The 11,891-nt window shown below is 69.2% G+C and carries 8 protein-coding genes; all 8 read left to right on the forward strand.

Annotated elements, in window-relative coordinates; all coding sequences use genetic code 11:
- Window positions 1-143: 143 nt before the first annotated feature.
- Window positions 144-1,631 carry an FAD-linked oxidase C-terminal domain-containing protein gene (locus E6C72_RS06425; protein ID WP_109443738.1) on the forward strand — a complete coding sequence of 496 codons (1,488 nt, stop codon included), beginning with the start codon at window positions 144-146 and terminating at the stop codon, window positions 1,629-1,631.
- A gap of 16 nt (window positions 1,632-1,647) precedes the next feature.
- Window positions 1,648-2,823, forward strand: a complete 1,176-nt coding sequence (gene glcE, locus E6C72_RS06430) for a glycolate oxidase subunit GlcE (RefSeq protein ID WP_109443739.1) — start codon at window positions 1,648-1,650, stop codon at window positions 2,821-2,823.
- Window positions 2,824-2,840: 17 nt separating this feature from the next.
- Window positions 2,841-4,166, forward strand: a complete 1,326-nt coding sequence (glcF, locus tag E6C72_RS06435; protein ID WP_109443740.1) for a glycolate oxidase subunit GlcF — start codon at window positions 2,841-2,843, stop codon at window positions 4,164-4,166.
- Between the two features lie 183 nt (window positions 4,167-4,349).
- Complete coding sequence (gene pcsA / locus E6C72_RS06440) at window positions 4,350-5,057, forward strand: phosphatidylcholine synthase (RefSeq protein WP_109443741.1); 708 nt, start codon at window positions 4,350-4,352, stop codon at window positions 5,055-5,057.
- Between the two features lie 81 nt (window positions 5,058-5,138).
- Entirely contained in the window at window positions 5,139-6,104 is a 966-nt protein-coding gene (locus E6C72_RS06445) for a cation diffusion facilitator family transporter (protein WP_109443742.1), read from the forward strand.
- On the forward strand, window positions 6,104-6,868 hold the full coding sequence (locus E6C72_RS06450; protein WP_109443743.1) for a DUF72 domain-containing protein: 765 nt from the start codon (window positions 6,104-6,106) through the stop codon (window positions 6,866-6,868). Before E6C72_RS06445 ends, E6C72_RS06450 begins: the two co-directional genes overlap by 1 nt.
- A gap of 131 nt (window positions 6,869-6,999) precedes the next feature.
- Window positions 7,000-9,795, forward strand: a complete 2,796-nt coding sequence (locus tag E6C72_RS06455; RefSeq protein WP_109443744.1) for a DUF2339 domain-containing protein — start codon at window positions 7,000-7,002, stop codon at window positions 9,793-9,795.
- 83 nt (window positions 9,796-9,878) lie between these two features.
- On the forward strand, window positions 9,879-11,195 hold the full coding sequence (locus tag E6C72_RS06460) for a hydroxyacid-oxoacid transhydrogenase (RefSeq protein ID WP_109443745.1): 1,317 nt from the start codon (window positions 9,879-9,881) through the stop codon (window positions 11,193-11,195).
- Window positions 11,196-11,891: the final 696 nt, after the last annotated feature.

Consider the following 11,891-nt stretch of genomic DNA (forward strand, 5'->3'; position numbering starts at 1 on the left):
TTACGCAAGGGCCGCGCCTTCGGGTGCGGCTCTTGCGTTTTCAGGTGCCTGCATCCCGGCCGCCGCATCGTCTTGTATTGGGATCGCGGCGGATGGTACGTGTGGCGGACGAGTTCGCCGCAACGGGATAAGGACCGCCCGCCATGAAGATGCCGGTGCCGGACAGCGGGGTGATTGCCCGCCGCCGGGAGATCGTCGAGGCGCTGCGCGCCATCGTTCCCGGCGAAGGCGTGATCGTCGACGAGAACGAGCTGCGCGCCTACGAGTGCGACGGGCTGACCGCCTACCGCCAGCTGCCGATGGTAGCCGTGCTCCCCAGTACGGTGGAGCAGGTCTCCCAGGTCCTGAAGACCTGCAAGGCGATGGGGGTGAAGGTGGTGCCGCGCGGCGCCGGCACCTCGCTGTCCGGCGGCGCCCTGCCGCTCGCCGACGGTGTGCTGCTCGGCATGGGCAAGTTCAAGCGCATCCTCGACATCGACTATGCCAACCGCTGCGTCACCGTGCAGCCGGGAGTGACCAACCTCGGCATCTCCAACGCCGTTGCGCATGAAGGCTTCTATTACGCCCCCGACCCGTCCAGCCAGATCGCCTGCACCATCGGCGGCAACATCGCCGAGAATTCCGGCGGCGTGCACTGCCTGAAATACGGGCTGACCACCAACAATGTGCTTGGGCTGGAGATGGTGCTGATGGACGGCACCATCCTGCGGCTGGGCGGCAAGCATCTCGATGCCGGCGGCTACGACCTGATGGGGATCGTCACCGGGTCGGAAGGGCTGCTGGGCGTGGTGACCGAGGTCACCGTGCGCATCCTGAAGAAGCCGGCCACCGCCCGTGCGGTGCTGCTGGGCTTTCCCAGCAGCGAGCAGGGCGGCGACTGCGTGGCGGCCATCATCGCCGCCGGCATCATCCCCGGCGGCATGGAGATGATGGACCGCCCCGCCATCCATGCGGCCGAGGCCTTCGTCCATGCCGGCTACCCGCTGGACGTCGAGGCGCTGCTGATTGTCGAGCTGGACGGCCCGGCGGCGGAGGTCGACCATTTGATCGACCGGGTGGAGGCGATCGCCCGCGACAAGGGCGCCTGCTATGCCCGCGTTTCGACCAGCGAGGAGGAGCGGCTGGCCTTCTGGGCCGGGCGCAAGGCGGCGTTCCCGGCGGTGGGCCGCATCAGCCCCGATTACTACTGCATGGACGGCACCATCCCGCGCAAGGCGCTGCCGCTGGTGCTGCAACGGATGCAGGAGATGTCGGACCGCTGCGGCCTGCGCGTCGCCAATGTCTTCCATGCCGGCGATGGCAACCTGCACCCGCTGATCCTCTATGACGCCAACAAGCCGGGCGAGCTGGAGGCGGCGGAGGAGTTCGGCAACGACATCCTGCGCCTGTGCGTCGAGGTCGGCGGCGTGCTGACCGGCGAGCATGGCGTCGGCGTCGAGAAGCGCGACCTGATGACCGACCAGTTCGACGAGGCCGATTTGCAGCAGCAGCAGCGGCTGAAATGCGCCTTCGACCCCGACGGTCTGCTGAATCCGGGCAAGGTCTTCCCGACTCTGCATCGCTGCGCCGAGCTTGGCCGGCTGCACGTCCACCAGGGGGAGCTGCGCTTCCCCGACATCCCGCGCTTCTGAGGGGCCGCCCTTCGCCATGACCATCACCACCTTGAAGCCGGAAACCGCAGCACAGGTGACAGACGCGGTGCGCTGGGCTCTGTCGGCCGGCGAACCGCTGGAAATCCTGGGCAGCGGCAGCCGCCGCGGGCTGGGGCGTCCGGTACAGGCCGGCCACGCGCTCGACCTGTCCGCCCTGTCCGGTGTCATCGCCTATGAGCCGGAGGAGCTGGTGCTGACGGCGCTGGCCGGCACGCGCATGGACCTGATCCGCTCCATGCTGGCCGAGCGCGGGCAGCATCTGGCCTTCGAGCCTCCCGAAGGCGGGACGCTCGGCGGGCTGGTCGCCAGCGGGCTGGCCGGGCCGCGCCGCATCTCGGCGGGGTCCGCCCGCGACCACACGCTGGGAATCGCCGGGGTCAGCGGCCGGGCCGAGGCCTACAAGGGCGGCGGCAAGGTGGTGAAGAACGTCACCGGCTATGACGTGCCGAAGCTGATGGCGGGCTCCTTCGGCACGCTGACCGCGCTGACCGAGATCACTGTGAAGGTGTTGCCGGCGCCGGAGGACAGCGCAACCCTGCTGTTGTTCGGGCTGGACGACAGGGCGGCGGTGGCGGTGCTCGACCGCGCGCTGCGCAGCCCCTACGAGGTGTCGGGCGCCGCCCATCTGCCGGCGGTCATCGCCGCGCGGTCCGGCGTGTCCGCCGTGGCGGGGGCGGGTGGGGCCGCGACTCTGGTGCGGCTGGAGGGCTTCGGTCCCTCGGTCGCCGCGCGCGTCACCATGCTGCGCGAGGAGCTGCGGGCCGACGCCGTGCTGGGCCGTGACGAGTCGCTGGCGGTCTGGCGCGAGGTTCGGGACGGGGCGGGGTTGGGGGAGGGCACCGACGCCCAGCTCTGGAAACTGTCCGTTCCACCGTCCGCCGGCCCCTCGACCGTCGAGGCCATCCGCCGGACGCTTGATGTCGAGGCCTTCTACGATTGGGGCGGCGGGCTGGTCTGGCTGACCGCGCGCCCCGACTCGGGGACAGCGATCCGTGCGGCGCTCTCCGCCGGCGGCCATGCCACGCTGGTGCGGGCGCCCGAACCGGTGCGCGCGGCGACGGACGTGTTCCAGCCCTTGCCCGAGCCGCTGATGGCGCTCAGCCGCCGGGTCAAGGAAAGCTTCGACCCCAAGGGCATCCTCAACCCCGGCCGCATGTATGCGGGGCTGTAACGGGAAGACCGACCTCGATGCAAACCAACTTCTCGCTCGCCCAGCTGGCCGATGCCGCGATCCGCGACTCGGAGCAGATCCTGCGCAAATGCGTGCATTGCGGCTTCTGCACGGCGACCTGCCCGACCTACACCATCCTGGGTGACGAGCTGGACAGCCCGCGCGGCCGCATCTATCAGATCAAGGACATGCTGGAGAAGGGCGGGCCGCCGCCCGACAGCACGGTCAAGCACATCGACCGCTGCCTGTCCTGCCTGTCCTGCATGACGACCTGCCCGTCGGGCGTCCATTACATGCATCTGGTCGATCACGCCCGCGCCCACATCGAGGCGACCCACAGCCGTCCGACGGCCGACCGGGCGGTGCGCGATCTGATCGCGCGGGTGCTGCCCAACCCGCGGCTGTTCCGGCTTGCCCTGCTTGGGGCGTCGCTTGGCCGACCGTTCCGCGCGATGCTGCCCAAGCGGCTGTCGGCAATGCTGGCGCTGACCCCGGCCAGCGTGCCGGCGCCGAGCTACAGCGACCGGCCCGGCGTGCATCCGGCGGAGGGGCCGCGCCGGAAGCGGGTCGCCCTGCTGATCGGCTGCGCCCAGCAGGTGCTGGCCCCGCAGATCAACGAGGCGACCATCCGCCTGCTGACCCGCCATGGGGTCGAGGTGGTGGTGTCGAAGGGCGCCGACTGCTGCGGCGCCCTGACGCACCATATGGGCAAGGAGGATCTCGCCCACGCCGCCGCGAAGAAGACCATCGACGCCTGGACCAGGGAGATCGAGGGGGAGGGGCTGGACGCCATCGTCATCAACGCGTCCGGTTGCGGCACCAGCGTCAAGGATTACGGCCACCTGTTCCGCGAGGATGCCGCCTATGCCGCCAAGGCGGCGCGGGTGGCTGCACTCGCGAAGGATGTCACCGAACTGATGGACGGGATCGGGCTGGCCCGGCCGGTGGTGGAGACCGGGCAGGCGGTCGCCTACCACTCCGCCTGCTCGATGCAGCACGGCCAGCGCATCAAGGAGCCGCCGCGCGCCCTGCTGCGCGCCGCCGGGTTCAAAGTGAAGGAGATCCCCGACGCGCATCTCTGCTGTGGGTCGGCCGGCACCTACAACATGCTGCAGCCGGAGCTGGCTGGCGAACTGCGCAACCGCAAGGTCGCCGCCATCGAAAGCACCCAGGCCCAGGCGGTGGCGGCCGGCAATCTCGGCTGCATCACCCAGATCGCGTCGGGCACCGGGCTGCCGGTGGTCCATACGGTGGAACTGCTGGACTGGGCGACCGGCGGCCCGATGCCCGAGGCGCTGGCCGGCCGCCCGGCCTTCCGGCAGGGCGGGGTGCGGGCGGCCTGACGGACGGGGCAGGGAAGGCGGCGCACCTCAGCGTGGGCGGAACCGGGGGTTTCGTACCCCCACAATTCTGTGTTTATCTGCGTCCATCTGTGTCAGAAAATCCGCCCGCCCCACCGCCTATCGTTCCAGCCCCGCCCCGTCCAGGTCAAAGCCTTGTCCTCGCCACCCACGGAAAACATCGGCATGAGCGCCGCCTACGGAATCACCCATCGGCTGTCGGCCTGGGGCGTTCACATCTTCACGGCCAGCGGCGCCGTGCTGGGGCTGCTCGGCCTTCTCGCGGCGGCGGCGGGCGACGCCAAGCTGTGCCTGATGTGGCTGGGCGTGGCGCTGGTCGTCGACGGCGTCGACGGCACGCTGGCCCGCCGGGTCTCGGTCAAGCAGGTGCTGCCGGGCATCGACGGTTCGGCGCTGGACCTCGTCATCGACTACCTGACCTATGTCGTGGTGCCGGCGGTGTTCATGCACCGCTTCGGCCTGCTGCCGGAGGGGCTGGTCAGCGTCGGCCTTGCCGCCTGGATCCTGCTGACGGCGCTCTATTGCTTCGCCAATGTCGGGATGAAGAGCGGCGACAACTACTTCGTCGGCTTCCCGGCGATCTGGAACGTGGTGGCCCTTTATCTCTGGCTGCTCGACCTCAATCCCTGGTTCAATGCCGCGGTGGTGGTGGCGCTGGGGCTGCTGACCTTCACCACCGTCAAGTTCCTGCATCCCTTCCGCGTCAAGGCGCTGATGCCGCTGAACATCGGCGTGACCACGGTGTGGCTGCTCTGCTGCATCGCGCTGGTGGTGCTGGAGCCGGCGCGGCCCGGCTGGCTGTTCGGCCTGTGGCTGGCGACCTCGGTCTATTACGCCGCGGTCTGCGCCTGGCGCACCCTGCGCGGGCCTTGATGGCTTAAGACATAGGGAACCGCTGTGGCGGATGGACGTTGCTCATGCGCAGTCCGTACGCTCCAGTGAAGGGTTCCCGTTTTGGCCGAAGGCTCCACCAAGGTCGTGCTCGCCGCGCTCGGCGGCAACCTGATGATCGCGCTGACCAAATTCGTCGCCAGCGCGATGACCGGCAGCGCAGCCATGTTCAGCGAGGCGATCCATTCCGTCGTCGACAGCGGCAACCAGCTTCTGCTGCTCTATGGCATCCGCCGCGCCCGCCGTCCGCCGACGCCGCAACACCCCTTCGGCCATGGGCGCGAGGTGTATTTCTGGTCCTTCGTCGTCGCCGTGCTGCTGTTCGGCATCGGTGCCGGCCTGTCCATCTATGACGGCTGGCACGCGCTGTCCCATCCCGAGCCGGTCGAAAGCCCCTGGGTCAATTTCGCCGTGCTGGGCTTCGCCGTGTTGTTCGAGGGCTTTTCCTGGATCGTCGCGCTGCGCGAGTTCCGCCGCGGCCAGAGCGGCGTCGGCATCCTGTCCGCCGTCCACCGCTCGAAGAATCCGTCGGTCTTCGTCGTGCTGCTGGAGGACACCGCGGCGCTGATCGGCCTGCTGCTGGCCGGCATCGGCCTCACGCTGGGCGAGGTGACCGGCAACCCGGTCTTCGACGCCTACGCCTCCATCGCCATCGGCGTGGTGCTGGCGGTCGTCGCGGCGCTGCTGGCCTACGAGTCGAAGGGATTGCTGATCGGCGAATCGGCCGACCGCCGCGTCGTCGAGGGCATCCGCCGCATCGTCGGCGAGGAGGCGCGGGTGAAGCGCCCGCTCGACGTGCTGACCATGCATATGGGCCCGGACGATGTGCTGCTGAACCTGTCGGTCGAGTTCCAGGACAGCCTGAACGCCCGCGAGGTGGAGGACGCCGTCTGCACGCTGGAAAGCCGCATCCGCAGCCAATACCCGATCATCCGCCGCATCTTCGTCGAGGCCGAGTCGCTGCGCGCCCGGCGTGGCCGGCACGGTGATGACGGAACCATCCCCGTTTCGGGACTTCCGGCCGAGTGATGGCGGAACCCACGGTGCACCCGATCCGGATCGGCACCGCCGGCTGGAGCATCCCCAAGCTCTCGGCCCCCGCCTTTCCGGTCGATGGCACCCATCTGGAACGCACCGCCCGCGTCATGCCGATGACCGAGGTGAACAGCAGCTTCTACCGTCCGCACAGGCCGGAGACCTGGGCGCGCTGGGCCGCCTCCACCCCCTTGGGCTTCCGTTTCGCGGTGAAGCTGCCCAAGGCGATCAGCCACGAGGCCAAGCTGGTCGGCATCGAGACGGCGCTGGACCGTTTCCTGGCGGAAGCCGGGATGCTCGGCGACCGCTTCGGCCCGCTGCTGGTGCAACTGCCGCCCAGCCTGCGTTTCGACCCTGCGGTGGCGGAGGACTTCTTCGCCCTGCTGCGCGCCAAGTTCGACGGCGCCCAATTTGGCGGCGACGTGGTGTGCGAGCCGCGCCATGCCTCATGGTTCACCGACATGGCCGAGTCTCTGCTGGCCGCCCACCGCGTCGCCCGCGTCGCCACCGATCCGGCCCCGGTGCCGGGGGCGGGGGAGCCGGGGGGCTGGGACGGTCTGCGCTACTGGCGGCTGCACGGCTCGCCGGTGATGTACCACTCGGCCTACGAACCGGCGGTGCTGGACGCGCTGGCCGAACGGTTCCTGGCGGAGGCGGCGCTGCGGCCGGTCTGGTGCGTCTTCGACAACACCGCCGACTTCCACGCCGTCGATGACGCGTTGGCGACCATGACGCGGCTGGCGGGGATATCCCCCTGAAGTGGTCTCGATCATCGACCGAATCCACCAATGGATGAGCCTCAAGCACGACCGAGACAGCGCATTGTTGCAAGATTATGCTGCTGCGAAAGGGCCCCGGTCAGGGGCAGCGGCCTGCAGGCGGTGCGGTCATGGAGTTCGTCGTCCTACTGCTGATTTTCGGCTTCATCACCCGCCGGCTCGACCGGCGGCTGAAGATCCAGGAAGCGGAAATCGCCCTTCTGCGCGGCCGGTTGGACAAGGCGCTTGCCGGCGCCCTGCCATCGCAAGCGGTGGCGGAAGCCGCGCCCACCGAGGCTGAAGTCGCGGAGGCCGAGGCGCTGCCGGAGGAGGTCGGCGAACCGGTCTTCCTGGCGGAGGCGGAGGAGCCGGCACCACCACCGCCTCCGCCGACGACCGTGCAACCCGCCACCCCGGCACCGGCGCGGCCGGGCTGGCGCGAACTGGAGGACTCGCTGGCCTCGCGCTGGCTGATCTGGCTCGGCGGCGGCACCATGGCGCTGGCTGCTGCCTTCTTCATCAAGCTGTCGGTCGATCACGGCTGGCTCGGACCGTCGGTCCGCGTCGCACTGGGGCTGCTCTCCGGCCTCGGGCTGATGGTGGGGGGCGAGTGGCTGCGCCGCCGGCCGATGCAGCGCGCCGTTGCCGCCTTGCGGCCGGATTACGTGCCGCCGGCTCTGACCGCCGCCGGCCTGTTCACCGCCTTCATCAGCGTCTATGGCGGCTATGCCCTGTTCGGCCTGTTCGCCCCGCTGATCGCCTTCGCGCTGCTGGCCGGCCTGTCGCTGGCCGCCATCGGCCTGTCGCTTCTGCAAGGGCCGTTCATCGCCGCGCTGGGGCTGCTGGCCGGCTACGTTTCGCCTCTTCTGGTCTCCACCGGCAACCCGGATGCCTGGAACCTGTTCGCCTATCTGCTGGCGCTGAACGGTTCCGGGATGGCGGTGGTGCTGTATCGCGGCTGGCGCTGGCTCGGCTGGGGCGCGCTGGCCGGTGCGGCGCTATGGCCGCTCCTGTGGATGATCGATCCCTGGCGCAGCGGCGACGCGCTGCCGACCGGCCTCTATCTGCTGCTGACGTCGGCGCTGTTCCTGGTGCCGGCGGTGCGCGGCGTGCTGGACCAGACCCTGCCGGAACCGGTCCCCGCCACCGGCTGGCGCACGGCTCTGCCCGACTGGGTCCGGCGCAAGCGGCGCCACCCGGCCGACCGGCTGGCGATGACGGCGACGATGGTGTTCGGTGTGCTGGTCGCCGCAATGACATGGCGCGATTCGCATGGTTCGGTGTCGCAGATCGTCCTTGGGCTGTTCGCTCTGCTGGCGCTGGTCGGCGGGCGGCGGACCGAGCGGATCGCCGGCGTCGCCTGGATCGCGGCGCTGACCGTGCTGCTGTCGCTGGCACCCTGGAACCTGCCCTATGTGCCCGCCAGCCCGCCGCCGCTGAATGCCGATGGCCAGCCGCTGATCGTCGCCGATCCGGCCGGCTATCCGGCGGCGGTCGGACGCTTCCTGTGGGTGGCGGGCGGATTCGCCGCCCTGTTCGGGATCGGCGGCTTCATCGCCCTGTGGGACGCGCGGCGGGCGGCGCTGTGGGCCTCGCTCTCGGCGCTGGTGCCGCTGGCCCTGCTGACGCTGGCCTATGCCCTGGTGGAGCCGCCGGAGACCGCCATCGGCTGGCCGGCGGCGGCGCTGGGGCTGGCGGCGCTGCTGGTCGGCGCCACCACGCCGCTGGGCCGCCACCGCCACCGGCCCGGCGCCTCGCTGGGGCTGGCCGCCTTCGCCGCCGGGGCCACCGGCGCCATCGCGCTCGGCGCCACCATGGTCTTGCAGGAGGCGTGGCTGACGGTGGCGCTGGCGATGCAGGTGCCGGTGCTGGCGTGGCTGGAGCGGCAGTTGAACCTGCGTGAGTTGCGCGGCGTCGCCCTGCTGGTGGCGGCGGCCGTGCTGGTGCGGCTGGCGGTCAATCCGTCTGTGCTGGATTACGAGGGCTATGGCTGGATCGCCTACGGCTATGGCCTGCCGGCGCTGGGCTTCCTCATGGCGGCGCGCTGGATGCGGTCGGCGCCGGACGGCAGAGGCGACGATCTGGTGGTGATGGTGCTGGAGGCCGGCGCCCTGATCTTCACCACCCTGATGCTGTCGCTGGGCGTCCACCGCTGGATGGCCGGCAGCCTGGAGGCGGCGCCGTCCAGTCTGGCGGAGGTGGCGCTGCACATTTTGTCCTGGCTCGGCCTTGCCCTGCTGCTGGCGGTCGACCGGCGGTGGAACGCGCGGCCCGTCGCGGTGTGGGGACGGCGTTTCCTGGTGCTGATGGCCGCCGCGACCGCCCTGGTCCTGCATCTGGTGGTGTTGAACCCGCTGTGGACTTTCGAATGGGTCGGGACCTGGCCGGTGGTCAACCGTCTGCTGCTGGCCTATGGCGCGCCGGCCCTGCTGGGGCTGCTCTATCTGTGGTACGACCCGCCACGGTCGCGTGTCCTGCGCAGCGCCGCCCCGGTGCTGCCGCTGCTGCTGATCGCCGCCAATCTGGCGCTGGAGATCCGCCGGACCTTCCAGGGGCCGGTCCTGTCCGGTTACAGGATGTCGGACGCCGAATGGTACAGCTATTCCGCCGGTTTCCTGCTGTTCGCGGTGGCGATGCTGGTGGTGGGCATCCGCTTCGGCTGGGGCTGGATGCGCCATGCCGGGCTTGTTCTCGTGCTGGCGGTGGTCGCCAAGGTGTTCCTCAGCGACATGTCGGACCTGGAGGGGATGTACCGCGTCGCCTCCTTCCTCGGCCTTGGCCTCAGTCTGGTCGGCACCGGTTGGCTCTACCAGCGGCTTCTGCGCCCGCCGGCCGGCGGCACTCCGCCGGAGCCGAAGCCGGAACCGCCGCATTCGCCCGCGGATGATCTGCCCACGGATGATCTGTTGAACCAACGGACTCATTGACAGGCCGGGCGGGGAACGCTCCCATACGGTGAAGGATGGGCCGGGACTGAACCCGGCCCCCGCCACCGGAGGAGCAGCGCCAGATGGACCGCGAGACGCACGGCAACGCCTATCCCATCCTTCCCGACGGCGAGGAGGGCTTCACCGTCGAGGCGGCGCGGATGAAGTTCGGCCCCGGTATGCTGGCCGAGTTGGGCGGCGACGCGCTGTCGCTGGGCATGACGCGGGTGGCGCTGTTCACCGACCCGCGGGTTGCCGCAACCGCGCCCTTCGCCATGGCGCTCGACTCGCTGAAGCGGGCCGGCATGGATCCGGTGGTCTATGACCGCTGCCGGGTGGAGCCGACCAGCGCGTCCTTCCTCGACGCCGCCGCTTTCGCGCGGGACGGCGGTTTCGACGGCTATGTCTCGATCGGCGGCGGCTCGGTGATCGACACCGCCAAGGCGGCGAATCTCTACGCCACTTATCCGGCCGACTTCCTCGCCTATGTCAACAAGCCGCTGGGCGAGGGCATCCCGGTGCCCGGCCCGGTCAAGCCGCACATCGCCTGCCCGACCACCTGCGGCACCGGCAGCGAGACCACCGGCGTCGCCATCTTCGACCATGTGGAAAAGCAGGTGAAGACCGGCATCTCGTCGCGCTTCCTGCGGCCGAGCCTCGCCGTGGTCGATCCGCGCACCATCGACAGCCTGCCGCCCGGCGCCATCGCCGCCACCGGCTTCGACGTGCTGACCCACGCCATCGAGAGCCACACCGCGCGCCCCTTCCGCTCCCGCCCGCGGCCCGAGCAGCCGACGGCCCGCCCGCCCTACCAGGGCGCCAACCCGTGGTCGGACATCGGCAGCCTCCAGGCGATCCGGCTGGGCGGGCAATGGCTGGAACGGGCGGTCAACGACCCCGACTGTGCGGAAGCGCGTGACGCCCTGATGTTCGCGGCGACGCTGGCCGGTCTGGCCTTCGGCAATGCCGGGGTGCACATCCCGCACGCCATGTCCTATTCGGTGGCGGGGATGAACCACAGCTTCACCGCGACGGGCTACGAGACTGTGGAGCCGATGGTGCCGCACGGCATCTCGGTGGTGCTGAACGCCCCCGCCGCCTTCCGCTTCACCGGCCCGGCCGCCCCCGAGGCCCATCTGCGTGCCGCCGAGGCGCTGGGAGCGGATGTGCGGGGAGCCGCGCCGGAGGATGGCGGCGAGCTGCTGGCGACGCGGCTGATCGGCATGATGCGCGCGACCGGCCTGCCGAACGGGCTGTCGGCGCTGGGTTACGGCGAGGCCGACATTCCGGGACTGGTCAAGGGAGCCGCCGCCCAGCAACGCCTGCTGACCATCGCCCCGCGCCCGGTGTCGGAGGACGATTTGCGCGGGCTGTATGCGGATGCGATGCATTATTGGTGAGGGGACCTGAGATGCCCTCTCCCGCCGCGGGGAGGGTGAGGGGGTGTATCAGTACGATTTTGGCACGAGAAGAATGAGTCCAGCTATGATTGCGCCTATCCCAGCATAGAAAGCCAAGCTTGCAAATTGGTTTGATGAGTGCATACCCACAAACCAAAGTTGAGCGCAGTCTCCTGTCCCAGCTTTTAAAAGACAAGTTAGCCCAATGTCTTTTGCATTGCGTCCGATGAAGCCTTCAAGCTCGCTCATCCACCACAAATACGTGGCGTAAGACGCGGTAGTGCCGACTATTATTAATGCAATAGGCATCTGACCATCCTTAAATACAGGAGACGAACCAGAAGTTGGAATCATGTATCGCGTTATGTTGATTGAGCACCCGCTGACGGTCAAGTTTAGGAGGCTAAATAGAAGAAAATCACTTGGGAGTACTGAAGAACTTGGGGTTAAATGGAGTCTCTTGGGTCACCCCTCACCCTTCCCACCGCGTTGCGGCGGGTCCCTTCCCTCTCCCGGGGTGGGAGAGGGCATCAGGCGGTTTTCCCACTGACCGTTGCCCCAGACACGTGCCTGATATAGGAAATATACCCTATATCCGCGCGGAGTCTCCATGCCCCCCGTTGCTCGGTTTCCCGCCCCATTCACCGCTCCACTCCACCATCACACGGGCGGCGTGGAACACCTGAACAGGGCCCG

This window comes from Azospirillum sp. TSH100, from assembly GCF_004923295.1.
GTDB lineage: Bacteria > Pseudomonadota > Alphaproteobacteria > Azospirillales > Azospirillaceae > Azospirillum.